17 protein-coding genes and 1 tRNA gene are annotated in these 20,935 nt (G+C 67.2%); 7 read left to right on the top strand and 11 right to left on the bottom strand.

Features of this window, described 5'->3' with window-relative positions:
* Positions 1-47 precede the first annotated feature (47 nt).
* From GH2_RS14715 to GH2_RS14725, 3 genes are read right to left on the bottom strand one after another with little or no spacing between them, the layout of a single operon-like run.
* Positions 48-1,433 (bottom strand): wax ester/triacylglycerol synthase domain-containing protein, encoded by a 1,386-nt coding sequence (locus tag GH2_RS14715; RefSeq protein WP_084247518.1) that lies wholly within the window; start codon positions 1,431-1,433, stop codon positions 48-50.
* Between the two features lie 55 nt (positions 1,434-1,488).
* Positions 1,489-2,994 (bottom strand): HAD-IB family hydrolase, encoded by a 1,506-nt coding sequence (locus GH2_RS14720; RefSeq protein ID WP_066169488.1) that lies wholly within the window; start codon positions 2,992-2,994, stop codon positions 1,489-1,491.
* A complete protein-coding gene (locus GH2_RS14725; RefSeq protein ID WP_157086100.1) occupies positions 2,991-5,273 on the bottom strand; it encodes a glycerol-3-phosphate 1-O-acyltransferase in 2,283 nt (760 codons plus the stop codon). The genes GH2_RS14720 and GH2_RS14725 overlap by 4 nt, the downstream gene beginning before the upstream one ends.
* A 174-nt stretch (positions 5,274-5,447) precedes the next feature.
* Here GH2_RS14725 and GH2_RS14730 point away from each other — a divergent pair, with 174 nt between their 5' ends.
* Genes GH2_RS14730 through GH2_RS14740 form a run of 3 tightly spaced genes read left to right on the top strand, consistent with a single transcriptional unit; the run spans position 5,448 to position 10,170 of the window.
* Positions 5,448-7,355 carry an amidohydrolase family protein gene (locus GH2_RS14730; RefSeq protein ID WP_244885394.1) on the top strand — a complete coding sequence of 636 codons (1,908 nt, stop codon included), beginning with the start codon at positions 5,448-5,450 and terminating at the stop codon, positions 7,353-7,355.
* Positions 7,352-8,698: an MFS transporter gene (locus tag GH2_RS14735; RefSeq protein ID WP_066169489.1), complete on the top strand. Its 1,347-nt coding sequence runs from the start codon at positions 7,352-7,354 to the stop codon at positions 8,696-8,698. The genes GH2_RS14730 and GH2_RS14735 overlap by 4 nt, the downstream gene beginning before the upstream one ends.
* Positions 8,695-10,170 carry a pyridoxal phosphate-dependent decarboxylase family protein gene (locus tag GH2_RS14740; RefSeq protein ID WP_066169491.1) on the top strand — a complete coding sequence of 492 codons (1,476 nt, stop codon included), beginning with the start codon at positions 8,695-8,697 and terminating at the stop codon, positions 10,168-10,170. The genes GH2_RS14735 and GH2_RS14740 overlap by 4 nt, the downstream gene beginning before the upstream one ends.
* A gap of 36 nt (positions 10,171-10,206) precedes the next feature.
* On the opposite strand, the gene GH2_RS14745 is transcribed toward GH2_RS14740, so the two are convergent.
* The 3 genes from GH2_RS14745 to GH2_RS14755 all read right to left on the bottom strand — a co-directional run bounded on the left by GH2_RS14745 (position 10,207) and on the right by GH2_RS14755 (position 14,330).
* Positions 10,207-11,349 carry an acyl-CoA dehydrogenase family protein gene (locus GH2_RS14745; protein ID WP_066169492.1) on the bottom strand — a complete coding sequence of 381 codons (1,143 nt, stop codon included), beginning with the start codon at positions 11,347-11,349 and terminating at the stop codon, positions 10,207-10,209.
* Positions 11,350-11,607: 258 nt separating this feature from the next.
* Entirely contained in the window at positions 11,608-12,804 is a 1,197-nt protein-coding gene (locus GH2_RS14750; RefSeq protein WP_066169633.1) for a L,D-transpeptidase, read from the bottom strand.
* Positions 12,805-13,049: 245 nt separating this feature from the next.
* On the bottom strand, positions 13,050-14,330 hold the full coding sequence (locus GH2_RS14755; protein WP_066169494.1) for an NAD(P)/FAD-dependent oxidoreductase: 1,281 nt from the start codon (positions 14,328-14,330) through the stop codon (positions 13,050-13,052).
* A 134-nt stretch (positions 14,331-14,464) separates the two neighbouring features.
* Here GH2_RS14755 and GH2_RS14760 point away from each other — a divergent pair, with 134 nt between their 5' ends.
* Together GH2_RS14760 and GH2_RS14765 are read left to right on the top strand one after the other, a co-directional pair.
* The gene (locus tag GH2_RS14760) at positions 14,465-15,325 is read left to right on the top strand and encodes a LysR family transcriptional regulator (RefSeq protein ID WP_066169495.1); all 861 of its coding nucleotides are present in this window, start codon (positions 14,465-14,467) and stop codon (positions 15,323-15,325) included.
* Positions 15,326-15,384: 59 nt separating this feature from the next.
* On the top strand, positions 15,385-16,395 hold the full coding sequence (locus GH2_RS14765; RefSeq protein WP_244885396.1) for an iron-siderophore ABC transporter substrate-binding protein: 1,011 nt from the start codon (positions 15,385-15,387) through the stop codon (positions 16,393-16,395).
* A gap of 4 nt (positions 16,396-16,399) precedes the next feature.
* Here the strand turns inward: GH2_RS14765 and GH2_RS14770 are convergent, their stop codons facing one another.
* The 5 genes from GH2_RS14770 to GH2_RS14790 all read right to left on the bottom strand — a co-directional run bounded on the left by GH2_RS14770 (position 16,400) and on the right by GH2_RS14790 (position 19,626).
* A complete protein-coding gene (locus GH2_RS14770; protein WP_066169500.1) occupies positions 16,400-17,413 on the bottom strand; it encodes a hypothetical protein in 1,014 nt (337 codons plus the stop codon).
* Between the two features lie 148 nt (positions 17,414-17,561).
* Positions 17,562-18,380, bottom strand: a complete 819-nt coding sequence (locus tag GH2_RS14775) for an SGNH/GDSL hydrolase family protein (protein ID WP_066169501.1) — start codon at positions 18,378-18,380, stop codon at positions 17,562-17,564.
* A 13-nt stretch (positions 18,381-18,393) separates the two neighbouring features.
* On the bottom strand, positions 18,394-18,963 hold the full coding sequence (locus GH2_RS14780) for a TetR/AcrR family transcriptional regulator (protein ID WP_066169502.1): 570 nt from the start codon (positions 18,961-18,963) through the stop codon (positions 18,394-18,396).
* Between the two features lie 232 nt (positions 18,964-19,195).
* Positions 19,196-19,268: transfer RNA gene (locus GH2_RS14785), tRNA-Lys, on the bottom strand.
* Between the two features lie 136 nt (positions 19,269-19,404).
* A complete protein-coding gene (locus GH2_RS14790; RefSeq protein WP_066169504.1) occupies positions 19,405-19,626 on the bottom strand; it encodes a DUF3618 domain-containing protein in 222 nt (73 codons plus the stop codon).
* Between the two features lie 116 nt (positions 19,627-19,742).
* On the opposite strand from GH2_RS14790, the gene bcp reads away from it, so the two are divergent.
* A complete protein-coding gene (bcp, locus tag GH2_RS14795) occupies positions 19,743-20,216 on the top strand; it encodes a thioredoxin-dependent thiol peroxidase (RefSeq protein ID WP_066169506.1) in 474 nt (157 codons plus the stop codon).
* A gap of 21 nt (positions 20,217-20,237) precedes the next feature.
* Positions 20,238-20,873 (top strand): TetR/AcrR family transcriptional regulator, encoded by a 636-nt coding sequence (locus GH2_RS14800; RefSeq protein ID WP_066169508.1) that lies wholly within the window; start codon positions 20,238-20,240, stop codon positions 20,871-20,873.
* The last annotated feature ends 62 nt before the right edge of the window (positions 20,874-20,935 follow it).

Here is a 20,935-nt window from a genome sequence, read left to right on the forward strand (position 1 = left end):
GAACCGGTCAGCGAACCCGCGACTGCCTGCGATCGGTCGCAGCGCTGTCAGTCGACCACCCGGATCAGCCTGCCGGTGACCTCACCGTCAGCCAGATCCAGCACCTCGTTGAACCCGTTGACGAGGCAGTCGGCGAACAGCTCCGGGTCGGTGACGGCGGCAGCATCGAGGTTGACGCCCAAGCACGCGGTTCCGTTGTGCGTGATCATGGTCGCCATCACCGCACAACCCGGCAGCGGCCCGAACGGGTACATCCGCTCCACTTTCGCTCCCGCGACGAAGGTCTCCCACGGAATGCCGGGCACGTTACTGGCCTGCAGGTCGTTCTGCGATGTGGTTCCGCTGAACTGGGTGAGAACCGAGCCCGGCAGCCACGCCAGGACCGGGCCGATCGCGTTGAGGACGTCCACGGCGGGTTCGGACCGCGCGGCGCGCACCTGCTCGCGGATGGTGAGGACCCGCTCGAACGGATCGTCGATCCCGACCGGGCCCGCCAGGCGCCCGACGGCGATCCGATTGCCGCCCGCGGGATCGTCGGGCTTGCGCACTGAGATCGGAATCGCGACGGGGATCGATTCCACGGAGGCGCCCATCGCATCGTGGTACTTGCGGAAGCCGCCGATCAGCCCGCCGAGGTAGACGTCGTTGACCGACGCGCCCGTCGCCTTGGCCGCCGCGTGGACGGCGTCGAACGGGACTTCGAACGCGCTGAACCGCCACGAGACGCTGCGACCGGCGAGCAGCGGCGACCCGGGCGGACTGATCATGCCCGCGACGCGCGGCACCGAGCGGCCGTACCGAAGCACCCGGCTCAGCGCCTTCTTGGGGTCGGTCAGGGCGAGCACCCCGTCGACCGCCATCCCGGCCATTCGCGGGATCCGACGCACCTCCTCCCCGATCTGACGGGTCAGGACGTCGAAGCCCGACAGCTGGCGCGGCAACGGCGCCGCCGGCTGCGGCTTCCCGGGAATCGGATCGCGCGTCGTCGAATGCAGTTGCGCCAACACCCGAATCGCGCCGAGACCATCGGTGAGGGCGTGGTGCCCCTTGAGGAGGTAGGCGGTCTTGCCGTTGGCGAGACCGTCGATGAGGTATCCCTCCCACGGTGGCCGCGCCGAGTCGAGCGGCGTCATCGCCAACTGCTCGCACAGGGTGAACAGGTCGCGCATGCTGCCGTCGCCGGGCACCCGGACGCGCCGCAGGTGATAGTGCAGGTCGAAGTCGGGATCCACTTCCCAACTGGGCGTGCCGGTGTGCAACGGCGATTCGATCACCCGCTGCCGGAACCGCGGCGCCATTCGGCTGCCCCAGTCGTGCGCGGCGACGAGCCGGTCCCAATCCGGCTCGCTGTCGTAGACCTCGACCACCGAGATGGTCGACCGCAGTCGGCGGTCGGTGTCGCCGCGCCACATCACGGTGTCGACGGCGCTCATCTCCGGTTCGGTGCCCCAGTCCAACGGCTGGTCCGCACCGTTCGCTGCACCCGATTCAGTCACGCCCACGCTCCTGCCATTCGAAGACTCCCATCGTTCTGGTCATCCGCCCGTCGTCGAAGGCGGTGACCGGCCAGTCCGCCAGCGCGTCCAGGTACTGCTGACGCACCTCTTCGGCGTACTCGCCCGCCTTCTCCGGCACCCACGACGACGTGTCGACCGGCGGCAGCACGCGCACTTCCACGGTGCCCGGCTTGATCAATTGCGCACCGCGCCACATCAATTCACCCGCATTGCGCAGGACCACCGGCACGATCGGGACGCCGGCGCGCATCGCGATGTGGAACGGCCCCTTCTTGAAGGCTCCGATGCGGGGCGTCGCGGAACGGGTGCCTTCCGGTGCGACGACGAGTGAGAATCCCTCCTCCTCGATCTTGTTCACCACCGGCTCCAGTTGTTCGATGGCGCGGCCGGCGTCGGCTCGGTCGATGAACGCGACTCCGCCGACCTGCAGGATCTTGCCGAACAGCGGCAGATCCCGGATCTCCTTCTTCGCGACCCCGGTGGCCTGCTGCCGGATGAGGTGAATCATCACCGGCAGATCGAGCTTCGACTGATGGTTGAACAGGAACACGCAGGGCCGCGCCGACGTCAGATACTCGCCGCCGTCGAGCACTTCGACGCGGACGCCGGCCAGCGCGAACCCGGTGTCGATACCCGCCGAGACCGCCCCCTGCATGGCGTCGGTGCCGTCCTCGCTGATCAGCCCCTTGGCGAAGCCCACTGCCGCACCGCTGAGGAACGATCCGTAGAAGGCGCTGGTCCGCGCCATCATGCCGAGCGTGTTGTAGGTCGGATTGTGCAGGTCCAGAATCGGCCAGCCGCGACTCTCGGCCACCGCCCGCAGCCCGCGCTGCGGCGACACCGCAGCGGGATGGCCCACCGACTCGAGGTACGGCACGTCCTCGTTCCCGTCGCTGTAGGCGAACGACGACGCCAGATCGAGGTCGTACTCCTTGGCGAGGCGTCGCACCGCGGCGGCCTTGCCCGGCCCCCACAGCGGGCGTCCCAGAATCCGTCCGGTCACGATGCCGTCGACCACCTCCACATCGGTGGCGAGCGCGTGATCGGCGTCGATCTGTTTGGCGATCGGCTCGATCTGGAACCGAGTGGCCGACGACGCGATCACGATCCGATGCCCCTTGGCGCGATGTGCACGGATCACCTGCCACATCTGCGGCCGAAGCTTGGCGGCGGTGTCCTCCTTGAACAGCTTCTCCCCCATCGCGAGCAGCTCGGCATACGTCTTGCCGGTGAAGGCGGGCTTGGTGGCCTCGAGGACCTCCGCGTAGTCCTGCTCGGACGAGCACCCGCGCAGCCCGATCATCAGCACGTCGAGCAACTCGCCCGCGGTGAACTCCATGCTGCGCAGTCGCGCACGCAGAATGGCGGTCGCCGAGAAGCCCTCCAGCAGCGTCCCGTCGTAGTCGAAGAACGCGCACACCTGTTTTCCTTCGGGTGCCGCGGCGATCTGGCGTAGCCGATCGGCCAATGCGCTCACTGCTGGGACTCCTTCTCGAGTGTCAGGGCTGCTTGCTCGGCTTCGATCGCGGCGAGTCGCACCAGCCGCGCACGCATCGTCTCGACCTCGGTGAGCCAGACGCGACGGGCCGTCGCCACCTCGTCGAACGACGTTCCGCTGACCGCACCGCGGTTGTCTGCGAGCTGGTAGGCGGCGTCGTACAGTTCGCGCGAGACCGAGTCCTTGCTCTGCACCTCGCCCTGCAACGACAACTGCTGCCCCAGGCCCAGGCAGTCCGCCAGGATCGATTCCTTGTCCCGTTCCTGCGCGCCCAACGCGACCAGACGTCGTGCGACGACGAACTGTGCGTCGAAGAAGGTCTGCAGTGTTCGACGGGCGAACAGCTGGCCCGCGCCGGCCAGCAGCGCATCGTGCACCCACTCCTGGGTGGGTGCGGAGGTCCGCCAACCGGGTGCGATCAGATCGGTCTCCGCGCCGAGACGATGCAGAAACTCCTTCTTCGCGGGGAAGAAGAACTCGAACTTCAGCAGATCACGGATCCGGAGCGCCTCCTGCTGCGCCGGAGCCAGCAGCCCCTCGGACGGGTCGGCCTGCGCATCCGGGGCGGGGCCGCCTTCCACGACGTCGCCGTCCGAGACGGCGAGCATGCCGAGCTCCACGATCGCGCGGTCCACGAAGTGGTGCAGCGCGCCGTTGCGGTAGTAGGCGGCGACCGAGTGGTTGCCGGGCGCAATGGACCACACCTGCTCGGGCCCGCCGTCGAAGGTCTGCAGCACGTCTGCGTCGGTCAGTTCACCGAGTGTGGTGAGCAGGCCGAGACCGCGGCACAGCGACGGATCCGGCCCCGGCAACGATCGTGCGGCGATGTAGTCCAGGAGCGGCTCCAGGATCACCTCGATCTCGCGGGCGGTGTACGCACGGTCCTCGGCGCCCAGCAACGCGAACCCGGCCAGCGAGGTCGCCGAGATCGGGGTGGCCGCATTGATCTCGTCCATCACTTTGAACGCGACCTTCTCCAGGCGTACGCGCCCACTGCCTGCGTCGGCGAGCGCCTGCCGCAACGAGAACGGCTCGCCGAAGCGAACGCGCGCCTCGCCGCGGTACGTGCGCTGCCCGCGCGCGTACTTGAGCAGCCATTTCAGGTCTTCGGGCGTCTTGGTGCCGCCTGCCGACTCCCGCGCCATCGCCGCGATCTCCGGGAGCTGGTCGTAGACGATGGAGGTCGGGACCACCATCACGTCGGCGTCGTCGAGAGCCTCCACGGCATCAGCGACGTACGCGAGCAGGCCGAGCATCGGCGGGCGGAGCTTGCCGGTGCGACTGCGCCCGCCCTCGATGTACCACTCGAGATTGAAGCGCTTCTCGACGATGAACGAGAGATACGACCGCATCGCCAGCTTGTACACCGGGTCCGACCCGAACTTGCGCCGGATGAAGATGGTGCCCGCGCGGCGCGCGATCGGTCCCATCGGCCAGAATGCGAGATTCTCGCCGCCGAGGACCAGGTTGGGCGGAAAGTCGTGCTGATGCAGGACGCTGGCCAGGATCAACGAGTCGACGTACGAGCGGTGCGACGGCAGAAAGACCAGCGAACTCTCTTTGTTCAGTGCGCGCAGACGGCCGAGCGTGTCGAGGTCTGCCGACACCGACCACGCGCGCTCGTACAGCCCGCTGAACGCCGAGGTGAACAAGTCCTGCACCAGTCGGCTCTGGGTGGCGACGAAGGTCCCCATCTTATCGGTGGCCTCCTGCGCCACCGACGTCGCGGTCCGACCGAGCGTCGCGGCCAACTCGGCGGCTGCGGTCTGGAAACGAGCCGACGAACTGATCTGCTCGGCGACCAAGCGGGGCACCTTGTAGCGGGTACCGACCAGTTCCAGTTCCGCGCGCTCCGCGGACAGGGAGGCGCGCATCCCGACGAACGCCGCGAACGACTCCCCGACCGCCTGCTGTTCCTCATATCGCTCGCCGAGTTCGGCGACCGACGCGGCCACGCCTTGGACGACGCGGACTCGGTCCGGGCCCATCTTGCGAATCGCCTGCTGCCGAAACTCCGGGGGCCGACGGGGATTCGACAGAACGATCGCATCGGCGAGGGCCACCTTGCGCTCGCCCCGTCGTACCGGCGGCAGCCACACCACCCGCGCCGGGATCAACACCGTCGCCGGGTCCAGTCCTGCGATATCGACTGTCTCGAGGGTGCGAACGTCCACGCCCGGGTGTTCCCGCCGGGCCCACTCGATCACCATCTCCTGCTCGACTCCGGTCCGCACATCGGCCAGAACGATCTCGCCCAAGATTCCACCCCTCCGCACCGTGGTTCCACCCCGCATCAATCGCCGGGTGACGGGTGCCATTGTCGCCGATGCCCACACTCCGTGGATCCGAATCGTAACGAAACGCCGGGACGGACGACGACGCAGACCACGAAAGCGGCCCCGACGAGTTGATCATCTGATCTTCTTGAGGATGTGACCTTCGCCTCACTGTGCCGATCCGCGGGACGTCTCGCCGCCGCTGCGCTGGTCGCCGCCGCACTCGCGACCGCGCCGAGCACGCCCCCTGCCGCGACGGCCGACCCCGGTGCACCCGCCTACTCCCTCGCGGGAACTTGTGTACGGCTCGCTGACGATGCCAGGCGGCCGATCATCGGTCGCGGTCCGTCGACGGTCAAAGCGGCAGGCCTGGGTGAGTTCCTCTTCTACGACACCGCCGGAACCGTGCTCACCGAGCTCGCAGGCTCGCTGGTCCGGCGGCAGCAGGTGTCGCCGAAGGCCGTGTGGACGGTCGAACGCACCGCGACCGGCTATCGGATGACGTCGTCGAGCGGGCTGGCGCAGACCGTACGACTGTCCCCGGCGACCGGCTGTCGTGCGTTCCCGGAAGCACAGCTGAACGTGGCCGGCGCACCGCACACCGGTACCGACGCCGACGGCAATCTGACCGGATTCGTCGACTCCCACGCCCACCTGATGGCCGAGCAGTTCCTCGGTGGACGCTTCCACTGCGGCACACCGTTCAGTCCGTTGGGCATCACCTATGCGCTCACCGACTGCCCCGATCACCGACCCGGCGGGTGGCCCGCCGTCGGCGAACAGATACTCTCCACGCCCGGTCCGCACGACACCCACGGCTGGCCGACGTTCCGCGGCTGGCCACGCTGGGATTCGTTGACGCACGAGCAGACCTACTTCCGCTGGCTGGAGCGGGCGTGGCGCTCCGGAACCCGGATCGTCAACAACTACTTCGTGCAGAACCGGGTGCTGTGCGAGATCTATCCGCTGCAGGACCAGCCGTGCGATGAGATGGAGTCGGTCCGAATCCAGCACCGGATGCTGCTGCAACTGCGCGATTACGTCGACGCCCAGGCCGGCGGCCCCGGGCGCGGCTTCCTCCAACTCGCCACCAGCGAAGCGGAACTGCGGCGGCTCGTCGCCGCAGGCAAACTGGCCGTCACGATGGGCATCGAGATCTCCGAGCCCTTCGGCTGCCGCACGTCCACCGGTCGCCCGACGTGCACCGAGCACGACATCGACCGCGGGCTCGACGAGCTCCACCGCCTCGGAGTACGTCAGGTGATCCTGGCCCACAAGTTCGACAATGCGCTCGGCGGCGCCCGCATGGACTCCGACCTCACCGGCGTCGGCGTCGAGATCGGGCAGGTCTACGCGGGCGGAGGACTGTGGCAGACCGCGCCGTGCACCACCGCCCTGGTCGACAACCAGCCGCCGCTCGGCGCACCCGGCCAGTGCAATGTCCGCGGTCTCACGCCGCTCGGCGAGCATGCGGTCCGCGCCGTCGTCGCTCGGCGGATGGTGATCGACGTCGACCATCTGTCGGTGAAATCGTCGACCCGGGTGCTCGACATCCTTGCGCAGCTTCGCTATCCGGGCGTCGTCTCGTCGCACAGTTGGACCGACCCGCACAACTACCGAAGGATTCTGCAGGCCGGCGGCGTCGTCGGACTGTACGCCTCCGGCGCACTCCCCGGCAGCAACGAAAAGCACGACGCCGGCTTCGTCGACCTGTGGCGGACGGTGCGCTCAGCGGCACCGGCCGGCGCCTTCTTCGGTCTGGGCTACGGACCGGACATGAACGGCCTCGGCAAACAGGCGCCGCCGATCGCCGACACCGCTTCTCCTCCGGTGCGCTACCCCATCGTCATGCCCGACGGCACCCGCGTGAACAAGCAGCGGACCGGCACCAGGACGTTCGACGTCAACCGCGACGGCACCGCGCACTACGGGTTGATCCCCGACTGGATCGAGAGTCTGCGCGTTAGCGCAGGCACAGACGGCGCCGCGCTGGTGACCGACATGTACCGTGCGGCCGAGGCGTACGCACGGCTCTGGCACCGCGTCGCGGACTACGACCGGTGAACCGCCCCGATGAGCACGCAGGCACCGTGGCGCGCCGGACCACCGCGGGGTTCGCGGTCGGCAGTCTCGGCACCGGCGGTTTCGGGGTGCTGCCGGGGCTGGTGCTGGCGTACTACCTGACCGACACCCTCGCGGTCGGCGCGCTGCTCGCGGCCGTGATCGTGGTGATCCCCAAGATCGTCGACGTCGTGATCAATCCGCTGATCGGGGCCCGCAGCGACCACGACGTCGCCGCCACCGGCGCCCGCACGCGACTCATGTGGATCGGCTCGGTCGCGATCGTGCCGACGTTCATCCTCACCTTCTGCGCTCCGACGAGGGTCTCCCCGCTGGTCGGCGCAGTGTGGGTGCTCACCTTCTTCACGCTCGCCGCCGTCGCGTACGCGTGCTTCCAAGTCCCGTACATCGCGCTCCCCACCGATCTGACACCCGACTACCACGGCCGGACCCGATTGATCTCGGCCCGCATCGTGGTGCTGGCGTTGGCCATCCTGGTGATCGGCGCGGGTGCGCCCGCCGTCCGAGACGCGCTCGGCGGCGGGACGGGCGGGTACGCCGCCATGGCAGTGGCCGCCGTCGCACTCATCGCCACCGGCATGGCCGTCTCGACCGCGATCGCCGGGTCGGCCGCACGCCGGGCGGTCGGCGACACCGCCTCGCACCCCGAGACCCGCAACGCCTTCGCGGCCTTCCGCGTGTTCCAGCAGCATCGGCACTACCGGATCCTGCTGTGCGCGTATGTCATCCAGGCGTTGGCGAGCGCGGTGATGCTGGCGGGCGCGCAGTATCTCGCGACGTACGTCCTCGACGACCCGAGCGCGCTCACTCCGCTGTTCCTGGCCCTGGTGGCGCCGGCGCTCCTCGTGATGCCGCTGTGGGTGCGCGTCGGCCGACGGTTCGGCAAACTGACCGGACTTCGCGCGGCGTCGACGGTCTTCCTGCTCGCGGACCTCCTCCTGGCGGGCGCCATCGCAGCGCCCGGACCGTGGGTCTTCGGGGTGGTCGTGCTGACCGGAGTCGGCTATGCGGGCATGCAGACGTTTCCGTTGGCGATGCTGCCCGACGTCATCGACGAGCACACCGATCGCACCGGTGACGACCGCGGCGGCGCCCTGTCGGGCCTGTGGACCGCGGGCGAGACCCTCGGTCTGGCAGTCGGACCGGGCGTCTACCTGGTGGTGTTGGCGGCAACCGGCTTCGTCTCGTCGTCCGGGGACACCGTCGTCGACCAGCCGCACAGCGCGATCATCGGCATCACCGCGGGCTTCTCGATGCTCCCCGCCGCACTGGTCGCGGTCAGCATGCTGCTTCTCCTCCGCTACGACCGAAAGAAGACACCATGAGCGCCTCCGCCGCCGATGTGCTGGCCGAGCTTCGCCGGCTGCGCAGCACCGATGTGCCGACCCACGGCGGTCACATCCTCTCGTACGTGTACGACAGCGGGCAGGCACGGCTCGATCGCCTCGCCGCCGACGCCGCCGAGTTGGTGCGCCCCGTCAACGGACTGGACCCGACCGTGTTCGGATCGGTCGCCGCCATGGAGCGCGACCTCGTGCCGTTCTCGGCGGCCGCGCTCGGCGGGGTCGACGCGGTCGGCACCGTCACCTCCGGCGGCACCGAGAGCTGCCTGCTCGCGGTGCTGGCCGCTCTGCGCGCGAGCGGGGTGGACCGCCGCCGCGCCAACGTCGTCGCGCCCACCACAGCGCACGCCGCCTTCCTCAAAGCCACCGACCTCTTCGGCGTCGAACTGCGTCGCGTACCCGTCGACCCGCGCACCACCGCGGTATCACCTGCGGCGATCGCGGCGCACATCGACGCGGACACCGTGCTCGTGGTGGCCTCGGCGCCCAACTATCCGACCGGAGCGATGGACCCCATCGACGAGATCGGCGCGGTCGCCGAAAAGCACGGCGTCCCTTTGCATGTCGACGCCTGCCTCGGCGGCTTCGTGCTCGCCTGGTGGCCCGATGTGCTCCCGCCGTGGAATCTCGCGGCACCGGGTGTCACGAGCATCTCGGCCGACTTCCACAAGTACGGCTACTCCCCCAAGGGCGCGTCGATTCTGCTGCACGCCGATCGAGACCGGCACCGTGCGGGATACTTCGCGACGGCCGACTGGCCCGGGTACCCGATCGTGAATCCGACGCTCCTCGGATCGCGGTCCGCGATGGGCACCGCGTCCGCGTGGGCCATCACTCGCTGTCTGGGCGACGACGGGTTCACGGCACTGGTGGCCGACATCGCAGCGGCGCGCACCCTGCTGCTCGACGCAGTCCACGGCATCGACGGACTGCGCGTGGTCGGAGATCCGCGCGGCCCGGTCTTCGCCGTCGCCGCCGATCGTGACGCCGCCGTCCCGATCGATCCGCACCGCTGGGCTGACGAAGTGGCCGCCCGCGGCTTCACCCTGCAGGCGCAGCCGCGCTACCCGCAGTCCGACCACACCGAGCTCGCCGCCAGCACGCATCTCACCGTCACCCCGGTGACACTCACGGTGGCGAGCGAACTCGTCGTCGCGATGCACGACGCCGCAACTGCCGCGCGCGGCCTGCCGACCGCGTCCGCAGCCGACGCATTGCGCGAGCTGGGCGCTGCGTTCGCGTCGGGCGCGGTCTCGGTCGCCGACGCGCTCGCCCTGGACTCGGCGACGACCGAAGCGGTGCTGGTCAGCGCGGGAATCGATCCGCACACCGATCCCGCCGAGGCGTCCGACGCCCTCGACATCGGCGCGGTGATCGCCGCGATCGATGTCCTCCCCCGACCCGTCGCCGCGAAGATGCTCGCCGAGTTCCTGGCGGCGTTCACCAATCCCTGATGGTGCGAGAACCAACGTGCCGCCAGGAGTCGATCGTCACAGCGAGCGCGAGATGATCTCCTTCATGATCTCGTTGGTACCGCCGTAAATCATCTGGACGCGGTTGTCCGCCCACATGCGAGCGATCGGGTACTCGTTCATGTAGCCGTAGCCGCCGAACAGCTGGAGGCAGGTGTCGGCCACCTGCATCGCGCGCTCGGTGGTCCACCACTTCGCCATCGCGACCGTGGGGATGTCGAGCTCCCCGCGCAGATGCTTCTCCATGCAGTCATCGAGGAAGGTACGGGCGACGCGCGCTTCGGTCGCGACCTCGGCGAGCTTGAACTTGGTGTTCTGGAACCCGAACACGGGGCGACCGAACGCGGTGCGCTCCTTGGTGTATTCGAGGGTCTTCTCCAGCGCTACCTCCATGCCTGCGACCGAGGCGACGGCGATGATCAGGCGTTCCTGCGGGAGCTGGTTCATCAGCTGAGCGAAGCCCTGGCCCTCTTCGGTTCCGAGCAGGTTGGCCTGGGGCACACGAACGCCGGTGAAGTTCAGTTCCGCGGTGTCCTGGCCTCGCATGCCGACCTTGTCGAGGATGCGGCCGCGGCTGAACCCCTCGCGCTCGGTCTCGACGAGGATCAGTGAGATCCCCTTGGCGCCTTCGGAGGTGTCGGTCTTGGCGACGACGATCACCAGGTCGGCCTGGCCGCCGTTGGTGATGAAGGTCTTGGAACCGTCGATGACGTAGTCGTCCCCGTCCTTGACCGCCTTCGTCTTGACGCTCTGCAGGTCCGATCCGGTGCCGGGCTCGGTCATCGCGATGGCGCCGACCACGTCACCGGACGCCATCTTCGGCAGCCACTGCTTCTTCTGCTCCTCGGTGCCGTAGGCGAGGATGTAGTGGGCGATGATGCCGTTGTGCAGGCTCTGTCCCCAGGACGAATCGACGATGCGCGCCTGCTCCTCGATCAGCACGGCCTCGTGCGCGAAGGTGCCGCCACCGCCGCCGTATTCCTCCGGGATCGACATGCACAGCAGGCCCACCTCGCCCGCCTTCTTCCAGAGCTCGCGGTCGACGTGATGCTGTTCGATGTAGCGTTCGGTGCTCGGAGCAACCTCTTTCTCACAGAACGCGCGCGCCATCTCGCGCAGCGCGGTGAGGTCGTCGGTCTCCCACGAAGGACGTTGTGCCATGTGTTGCGCTACCTATCTCGTATGTCAGTCAACGATGGAAGTCTTTCCACTTCTCCCGTGACTATACAGTCGTATCGGAGTTGTCTGTCCGGCGAGCTTACCATCGGCCGATGGCATCGTCGCGACGACTCCGTCGCGCACACCGCACAGCAGAACGCACCGCTTCCGATTCGCAGACTCGGTGCGGACCGAGTGCGAGATCGAAAGCGGTGCGTACTTGTTTGAAGCGGGTGCCGACTCCAGCGAGAGCCGATCAGATCAGGCGTTGCCCTTCGACCACGTCGACCACGGGATGTTCCAGTCACCGAGGCCGTCGGTGCCGGGCAGATCCGGTCCGATCGTGTTCTTCACCGTGACCGGGTCGCCACGCAGAGTGTTCTGCATAACCCAGAGAGCGTTGTCCGGGCTGAGGTTCAGACAGCCGTGACTGGTGTTCGTATTGCCCTGGGCCCAGACCGACCACGGTGCGGAGTGCAGGTAGATGCCGCTGTAGGACATCTGCGTCGCGTAGTCCACCGGTGTCCGGTAGCCGTCGGCCGAATCGGTCGGCACGCCGTACGTCGACGAGTCCATGATGATGTGCTCGAGGCGGTCACCGATGATGTAGACACCGTTGTCGGTCGGCGCAGCCTCCTTGCCCATCGACGTCGGCATGCTGCGGACCACCTTGCCGTTCAGTTTGACGGTCACCATCTTGGTGTTGTCGTCCGCGAACAGTTCCATGTGACGACCGACGGTGAACGACGACGACACGTCCTTCTGGCCGAACAGTCCGTCGCCCAGGTCTATGCCGAAGGTCTTCACCTTGACACTGACCTTGGTGCCGGGCTTCCAGAAGTTCTCCGGACGCCAGCGGACCTCGCGGTCGCTGATCCAGTAGAAGGCACCCTTGACGTTGGGCGTGGTGGTGACGGTGATGGCATCCTGTGCGGCCTTGCGGTCCGGAATCGACTCGTCGAATCGAACGCCGACCGGCTGCGCCACACCGACGGTCGCACCGTCCGGCGGGCTGATGTACGCCATCGTGACGTTGTTCGGCGCACGCGTCCGGAAACTCGTGGTGCTGCTCGTCTTGCCGCCCACGCCGATCGCGTCCGCGGTGACCGAGTACTGCTTGCCGTAGCCGAACGGCTCAGCGCTGGTCCACTTGGTGCCGTCCTCGCTGTAGGTGCCCTTGATCGGGGTGCCGTCCGAGGTCGGGATGTTGACGTTGGAGATGGCACCTTCGGTCGCGGTCACCACCACCGAGCGACCCGGCTGGACACCGACCTCGCCCTTCGTGAGCGGGTTGCCCGCATCGTCGGTGATCGCGATCGCAGGCTTGATCATGTCGCCGAACTCGCCGTTGGCGTGAACGGTCTCGTCATATCCGCCACTGCACGACGAGAGCAGCACGATGGCAGCCAGGAAAGCGAAGAGCGTCGTAAACTTCGCCCCCACTCGGCGACCACGCATCTGACGAAAACGCATTGTTCTCCCAAGAATTCACTCATCAGGCCCGCCACAAAGCGGACCCAGTTCCGTTTCGATTGTACGGAACACGGTCACCACGCTCCACATCGACGCGTGTGGAGCGACACACATCATTCACGCGAACGACCCGATCGCCGGAAACCGCAGGAGACTCGCCCACAACGCCGCACGCACCGACCCTGAACGTGCAGTTCAGAGTCAGTGCGTGTCCAGCGCCCAACGCGATCTCAGGCGGCCGTCGTCTGCGCTTCACCGTGATCGTCCTCACCCACGGCCATCGCGTCCACAGGTACGGTAACGACCTCGTCGAATCCCGGACGAGCCGTGCCCAGGAACGACCGGCACCACGAGACCACGGCGCCGACGCGGTTGCGAAAGCCGACCAGATAGAACAGGTGGACGCCCAACCACGTGAACCAGCCGAGAATGCCGGTCAGCTTGATCCCGAACGGCGCATCGACGACGGCGTTGTGCCGGTTGACGACAGCCATGCTGCCCTTGTCGAGGTAGCGGAACGCCGTGCCGCGCGGCGTGGCGCCGCGCACCATGTCGGCCGCGTGCCGTCCCTGCTGCATGGCGACCGGGCTCTGCCCGGGGTAGTTGTTGAGGCTGGTCATGTCGCCGATCGCGAATACATCGGCACAACCTCCGACCGTGAGGTCGGGATTGATGAGCAGGCGCCCGGCCCGATCGGTTTCACAGCCGGTCGCTTCGGCGATCACGCCGGCCAGCGGCGTCGCCTTGACTCCGGCCGACCACACGACGGTGCGTGCGTCCAGGACACGCTGCTGCCCGTCGACCGATCGAACGGTGACCGAGTCGGTCTCGATGTCGGTCACGAAAGTATCGGTGAGGACGTCCACGCCCGCCTTCTCCAGGGTCTTGCGCGTGAACGTCGACAGGCGTCCGCCGTAGACGGGCAGGAGATCGCCCGCACCCTCCACGAGGTAGACCTTCGCGGGAGCGTCGGTGAAGTAGCGGGCACCGAGTTCACGGATCTGGCCGGCCACCTCGACGCCGGTGGCGCCGCCGCCGACGACGACGAACGTGTGCGCCGCCTCGTCCGTCTGAGTGGTGAAGCAGTCGAGGAGGTGCGCCCGCAGGGCGACAGCGTCGTCGAGCGTCTTCAGCGAGAACGTGCGGTCGGCCCATTCATCGTGACCGAAGTAGCCCTGGTTCGCGCCCGCTGCGACGATCAACGACTCGTAGCGCACCTGCTCGTCGCCCTGGTCCGTCTCGACGGTCAGCACCTTGGCAGCGGCGTCGACCGCGGTCACCCGACCGTGCATCACGCTCACCGACTCCTTGTCGGCCAGCACGTCGGCGATCGGCGGGGCGATCTCGTCGGCGGAGAGGACGCCGGTCGCGACCTGGTAGAGAAGCGGCTGGAACAGGTGTTCCGGGGTGGCAGAGATCAGAACCGTCTCCACCTCCGACTTCGCGAGTTGCTTGGCAGCGGCCAAGCCGCCGAATCCCGAGCCGATCACGACAACGTCGGTGGTGCGCATGTCTCTCATTCCTTCTCGATGCAGGTCGCAGTGGTTGCATCAATTACTGTGCCAACTGCAACCGACGTCATCAATCCCGTTGACCACCGGTTTTCAGATCATATTTATCTGTTTCTCTCATATATAGTGGGAACGTGGAGTTTCGTCAGCTCGAATACCTCTCGGCCGTCGCGGAGACCGGGAGGTTCTCCAAGGCCGCCGAGCGCTGCTTTGTCTCACAGTCGGCGATCAGTCATCAGATCGCCGCCCTCGAACGCGAGCTCGAGGTGGTGCTGTTCGACCGATCCACGCGCCGGGTGGAGCTGACCCAAGCCGGCGAGATCCTCCTGCCCCGCGCCCGGGAGCTGCTCCGGCTGCGCGACGACGCCGTCGCCGCCGTGCGCCCACAACCCGATCGCGTCCGCATCGCCGCCAACATGTCGTTCGCCAACGCCGCACTCACCGCGGTGTCGGCGATCCGCGATCGCCATCCCGCCGCCGAGATCGACTTCTTGATCAAACCCTTCGCACAGCGGATCGACGCGGTCGCGACCGGCGAGGCCGACCTCGCATTGATTCGGGGACGCCTCGAGTTCGACGGCCTGTATCTCGACCCCCTGTGGATCGAGCAGCCGGTCGTCGCCTTCAGTCCGCGCCACCCGTTGAGCAAGCTCGGTCGCCCGCCGACACCGGCCGAGCTGGCGCACTACCCGTTGATCCTGCCGCCGGTGGAAACGCAGCGGCTGCTGCACAATCTCGTCGACCGCGTGTTTGCCAAAGCCGGGGTCACCGCCGTTCTCGGTCCGGAGATCCGCGAAGGGCACCCGGTCTCGTTCGCACTGATCAACAACACCGAGTCGTGGACGCTGCTGTACGACGATCTGAAACAGCCCGGCATCATCTGCCGCCGCAATCCCGCCTTCACGCTGACCGTCTCAGCCGCCCTACGCGTCGACGCCGCGCCCAATCCCCTCGTCGCCGACCTGCTGACCGAACTGTCGGGCGGCTATCGCTGAACACTTAGGCCAGGTTAACCTTTCTTTGGATCTGCTTTCCTAAGGAAGGAATACGTTTCGTGAGAATCACGAAGGCCGCGGCCGCACTGATCACGCTCGTGATCGCCCTCACCGCGTGTGGCGGCGGGGGTACCGACTCCGGAGCCGACGGCGACGCCGACGCCGGTTACCCCGTGTCGATCACCTCCGCACTCGGAACCACGACCATTCCGTCGAAGCCCGAACGCGTCGTCACCCTCGGCTGGGGCAGTACCGAAGCCGCTGTCGCGCTCGGCGTGGTGCCCGTCGGCATGCGCGACATGAGCTCCGACAGCGGGACCGTCGACGGCATCCTCCCCTGGGTCAAGGACGAGTTGAAGGGGCAAGAACCCACGCTGCTCGCCGAGAAGAGCGACTCGATCCCCTACGAGCGGATCGCCGCCCTGCGCCCGGACCTCATCCTGTCGGTGCAGTCCGGACTCACCGCCGACCAGTTCGCGCGTCTCACCGAGATCGCACCGACGGTCGCACAACCGGGCAAGGCCTGGCAGACCAGTTGGCAGGATCAGACCACGATCGTCGGTCAGGCACTCGGCAAGTCCGACGAGGCCGCCGAGCTCGTCACCGAAGGTGAGAAGCGCCTCGCCGATGTGAAGGCGGCGCATCCGGAGTTCGCAGGGAAGACCGTCGCGTCGGTCAGCGTCACCGCCGCCGGCAGCGTCGGCTACTACTTCGACACCGATCCCCGGGTCAAGATGCTCGCCGCCATGGGCTTCGATCCCCTTCCCGCGTTGACGCAGCTCCGCGAGTCCGCGCCGGAGGGCACATTCGCCGCACAGGTCAGCTGGGAGAACGTTCCGAAGTACTCCCCCGACGTGCTCACCGCGTGGTTCCTGGACAGCGGAATGCAATCCGACGCGGAGGGCAACCCGGTATTCCGCAACCTCCGCGCGGTGCAGCAGAGTTCCTACGTTCCGATCGTCGATCCTCCGTTGGTCTTCGCCGTGAGTTCGCCCAACGTCCTCAACCTTCCGTGGATGCTCGACCGCTACGTCCCGAAGCTGTCCGACGCCGCGAAGGCCGTGCGCTGACCCGCTAGGCTGCGTCGACGCGCTGTACCGCTCGTCGACGTCGCCACGACACGGCGCCCCAACCGAGGGCCGCGGCCGCGAACAGACCCAGCGCGGTCGCGGCCGCGGCGACGACGCCTCGACCGATCCGGTTCGCGTGGTCGAAGACGTACGCCGGTTGCGCATTCTCGGTGATCAGCGAGTCGTCGGCCGAGGAGAGATTGTTCGAGACGGTCGCGAGCGCGATCTTCAACTGCTTGACACCACCGCTCATCGACGCCGCCGCTTTCTCGGTATCGCTCTTCGCGGCCGACAACTTCGTCAAGCCTTCGCTCAGCTGGTTCGCAGCCGTGCGAGCCTGCGCGATGGCACCGTCGATCTCCCGCGCCGCAGGTCCCGTCGCGTCAGTCGCCGCCTGCAGTTCGGTGCGCAGCGGGCCGAGGTCGCCCAACTGCGCCGCGATGTCCCGGCTCGCGGCCTGGAGCGATCTCAACTGCGCGATGGTCTTGTCGGCACCGGGTGCCTTGCTATGGGTGAGACCGTCGATCACGGGTGTCACCAGTTCGTCGATGTTCTTCGCCGAATCGGCGAGCTTCGCCGCCTCGTCGAGCCCCTTGGTGACACTGCCGCCCAACTGCTGGATCTGCGTGGCGGCCGTCTGGAGCTGTGGTGCACCGGACAGCCCCGTCGACATCTGCTTCGCTGCCGTCGCAGCGGTGTCGATGGACCGGAAGGTCGGTTCGATGCTCGAGATCACCGTGGCGATGCCTGCGGTGCTGCTGTCGACCGCCGTCGACATGAGATCGATCATCGTCTTGGCCGACGCGACCGAGTCCTGCGCCGACGCCACTTGGTCCGGGCTCAGGTCCACCGCGGGCGGTCGCACCGTGGGCGCGGTGTTCAGGAACACCACGCCGCCGGCGAGAACACCGATCAACAGGGCTGCGACGACGGCAACGCCGCCCAGAATCCACCGACCGCCGCGGCGCGGCGAGTCTCGGCCGGGTTCGTCGACCGTCTCCGATGGATCCTCGCTCATCGATTCCGCTCCTTCGCCAGCCATCAGCGGCCCGCCGGGCGGCAAACCGCCGCCGACACTATCGAGGCAATCTGAGGATTTCTGGCAGCCGAGCTGAGAGAAGACCCCTGTTCGACGGTGCCGGGCGGGCGGGCGGACTGTCGTGCCGCTACGCCTTCGCGGCGAAGGCCTCAGCGATGAGACCGGCCGAGTACTTGCGGCCTGCGATGGTCGGATGCATGGCCAACGCCTCGTCACCGGGGCCGATGCCGAGCACGGACACATGGCGCTTGCCGTCGGGCGCACACATCGAGTTGGTTCCGTCCTGCCACTTGTTCACCATCGTGAACCCCGCACGGTGCGCAGCCTCGGCGACTTCGTCGTTGAGCCGGTACTGAATCTCGTTGCCGAAATCAACGGCGTCCTGTCCCAGCGTCGTCTCGACGAAACAGCCCCGCGCCTTCTGCGGATACAGGCGCAGATAGCCCAGCACGACGACGTGGGCGTTGGGCGCCGCCCGTCGGACCGCGGCGTACACCTCGTCCAAATGACCACCGAGCTCGTCGAGCTTGGCGTGCGCAGCCCGGCGAGCCGCCGGCGTGCACGTCGCCGAGGTGATGGTGCAGTTCGTGATGAGGTCTGCGTAGAAGTCGTTGTCGTTGCCGCCCGTTGAGATCGAGATGTACTTGGTCGCAGGCGACAACTGCCCTGCGGCCTTCGTCACCAGGTCCGACGACGTGCCGCCGCAGGCGAGGTCCTTGAACGTGGTGCCCGGCATCTGTCGAGCCACCAGATGTCCCACGTCGTCGGTCGCCTGAACGCAGCCGGTACCCATCGCGGTCGTCGTGTACGAGCCGACAGAGATGAACGAGTCACCGAGCGACACGTAATCGGCCGGATCAGCGGCGGACGTCGGCGCGACGACGAGGGTCGTCACTACTGCCGCCACGGCCGCGACTGCCGCGAACGCGATCTTGCGAATTCTCATGATCTCTTCCTTCTCACTGGTGGGGTTGCGGGGCCGTGATGGCCGCCTGAATGCGGACAAGTCGCTCGATGAACGCCGCCGGGTCGGGCGCATCGTCTCCGGCCTCGACCAGCCAGCGCACCGCCGCTGTCGTCGTGGCATCGGTGAAGTAGTCGGCGACCTCGGTCTCCGTTGACCCGACCGCGCCGAACTGGGCATTCGCCGCTGCGGCGCTCGCGGAGCGGAACAACTCGCACACCGCGTCGTGTGCCGAGTACGCGCACGAGCCGGTCAGGAGCGCCCGATAAAAGCGGTGATGCTCGGCGAGGTGACCGGCCGCCGCACCCATCGACGTCAGTGGCGCCGTACCCGCCTCGACGCCCTGCGGATCGAGCACGTCGGCAATCGACCTCGCAAGCAGATCCACTGCCGCCGCGACGAGCAGTTCGTCCTTGTCGTGGAAGTGCTGGTAGAAGACGCGGCGACTCACGTCGGCCGCGTCGACGAGATCACCTACCGGAACATCGGTCGATCCGCGCTCCGACACGACGGCGACCGCAGCACTCAGCAGCGCGGCACGGGTACGCCGTACCCGTCGATCCATCGGCGACGGGCCTCGCTGCGATTCAGTTGCTTGTGTCACAGCGAACACAATTGCACATTTATGCACTATTGCACAAGCGTGCACTATCGACATCACCATAACGCTCCACCGCCGTTTGTGACCCGGAGCGGGTCACAAACGGCGGTGGAAGAAGACCGATAGGGTCAGTCGATGACGAGAACGCAAGAACCCCCGCCGGACCAGGTGGTCCGGCGGGGGTCTGTACAAAGAGTGCGCCATCAGGGACTCGAACCCCGAACCCGCTGATTAAGAGTCAGCTGCTCTGCCAATTGAGCTAATGGCGCATGATCGCTGTGCGCACCCGGGATTGCCGGGCCGCTGCGGCCTTGCGGGGAAAACATTAACACCCTGATCACCCAGATGAAAAATCGGCTGGTCAGCGGTGCTCCAGGTGTCCTTCCCGCAACGCCCGGGCGACGATCAGCGCAAGATCTTGCGAACGATCACCACGGCGACGAGAGCACCGACGCCGATGAGTCCGTACTTGACCGGCGGCTGGTTCACGATCGCGACCACGCGGACCTTGGCGTCCCCCGCCAAGCGCTGAGGGTTCGCGCGGACGACGAGCTGGTCGAGAGTTCCGGCGAGCTCTTCTCGTGCCTTGGCGATCTCGTCCTCGATGCGTTTGGTTTCGTCGGCCACTACGATCCTCCGTGATGTCTTCGGCGGCGTATAGAGGCCTATACACCGCACGCGTATGTGCAACGCTTCGAGCGTACTTCAGTCGTACCCCCGTGCGAATCGGATAGCCTGGCCCCATGTCTGCGAATGGACGACTCACGGTCGGCGACAAGGCCCCTGCATTCACTCTCCCCGATGCCACGGGCGAATCAGTCTCACTCGCGGACTACGCGGGGCGCAAGGTGATCGTGTACTTCTACCCCGCTGCGATGACCCCGGGGTGCACGAAACAGGCGTGCGACTTCCGCGACAGCCTCGCCGAACTGAACGGTCAGGGCATCGACGTCATCGGCATCTCGCCGGACAAGCCTGCCAAGCTCGCCAAGTTCGTCGAACGCGACGAGCTGACGTTCCCGCTGCTCTCGGATCCGGAGAAGGAAGTCCTCACCGAGTGGGGCGCCTTCGGCGAGAAGAAGCTGTACGGCAAAATCGTCAACGGTGTCATCCGCTCCACCTTCCTGGTGAACGAGGACGGCACCATCGGCGCGGCGCAATACAATGTGCGCGCCACCGGGCACGTCGCGAAGCTGCGGCGCGACCTGTCCATCTGAGAGGACGTCGACCCGCCACTCATGTCCGACACCACTTCGACCGCGCCGCTCGTCCCCCGCAAACGACCGACGCAAGAGCGCAGCAGGCGCACGTTCGAGTCCATCCTCAACGCCGCACGCGAAGTGCTGATCGACGTGGGCTTCGAATCACTCACCTGCGAACAGATCGCGACCCGCGCTGAACTGCCGATCGGCACCATCTACCAGTACTTCGCGAACAAGTACGTGGTGGTGTGCGAGCTGGATCGGCAGGATTCGAGCACGGTGAGCGCCGAACTCAACGAGTTCGCCTCGGAGATTCCGTCGCTGGAGTGGCCCCAACTGCTGGAGAAGTTTCTCGATCACCTCGCCGACCTGTGGCGCACCGACCCGTCGCGTCGTGCGGTGTGGCTGGCCGTCCAGTCGACGCCTGCGACGCGCGCGACCGCGGTGATCAACGAGCGCATCCTCGCCGATCAGGTGTCGCGGGCCCTCGCTCCCCTGACCCCGGATCAGCGGGAACGTCGCGCGATGATGGCGGACGTGCTGGTCCACACCGCGTTCTCCCTGCTGAGCTTCTCCGTGCAGGACGGTCACGACCACGAGCGGACCGTGCACGAGTTGAAGCGGATGCTCGGCGGCTACCTGATGCTGGAAGAGGTCTCCCGCGACGCGTAACGCCCGCGTGAACGGCTGAACATCGACGAAGACGCCGTGGGCGTCGATGTTCGCTCAGGGTT

Source organism: Gordonia hydrophobica NBRC 16057, from assembly GCF_001592365.1.
In the GTDB taxonomy this organism is placed as follows: domain Bacteria; phylum Actinomycetota; class Actinomycetes; order Mycobacteriales; family Mycobacteriaceae; genus Gordonia; species Gordonia hydrophobica.

Coding starts and splice junctions, on each gene's coding strand:
- GH2_RS14715 (WP_084247518.1), bottom strand. CDS start 1,433: ATGAGCGCCGTCGACACCGTGATGTGGCGCGGCGACACCGACCGCCGA.
- GH2_RS14740 (WP_066169491.1), top strand. CDS start 8,695: ATGAGCGCCTCCGCCGCCGATGTGCTGGCCGAGCTTCGCCGGCTGCGC.
- GH2_RS14745 (WP_066169492.1), bottom strand. CDS start 11,349: ATGGCACAACGTCCTTCGTGGGAGACCGACGACCTCACCGCGCTGCGC.
- GH2_RS14750 (WP_066169633.1), bottom strand. CDS start 12,804: ATGCGTGGTCGCCGAGTGGGGGCGAAGTTTACGACGCTCTTCGCTTTC.
- GH2_RS14755 (WP_066169494.1), bottom strand. CDS start 14,330: ATGCGCACCACCGACGTTGTCGTGATCGGCTCGGGATTCGGCGGCTTG.
- GH2_RS14770 (WP_066169500.1), bottom strand. CDS start 17,413: ATGAGCGAGGATCCATCGGAGACGGTCGACGAACCCGGCCGAGACTCG.
- GH2_RS14775 (WP_066169501.1), bottom strand. CDS start 18,380: ATGAGAATTCGCAAGATCGCGTTCGCGGCAGTCGCGGCCGTGGCGGCA.
- GH2_RS14780 (WP_066169502.1), bottom strand. CDS start 18,963: ATGGATCGACGGGTACGGCGTACCCGTGCCGCGCTGCTGAGTGCTGCG.
- bcp (WP_066169506.1), top strand. CDS start 19,743: ATGTCTGCGAATGGACGACTCACGGTCGGCGACAAGGCCCCTGCATTC.
- GH2_RS14800 (WP_066169508.1), top strand. CDS start 20,238: ATGTCCGACACCACTTCGACCGCGCCGCTCGTCCCCCGCAAACGACCG.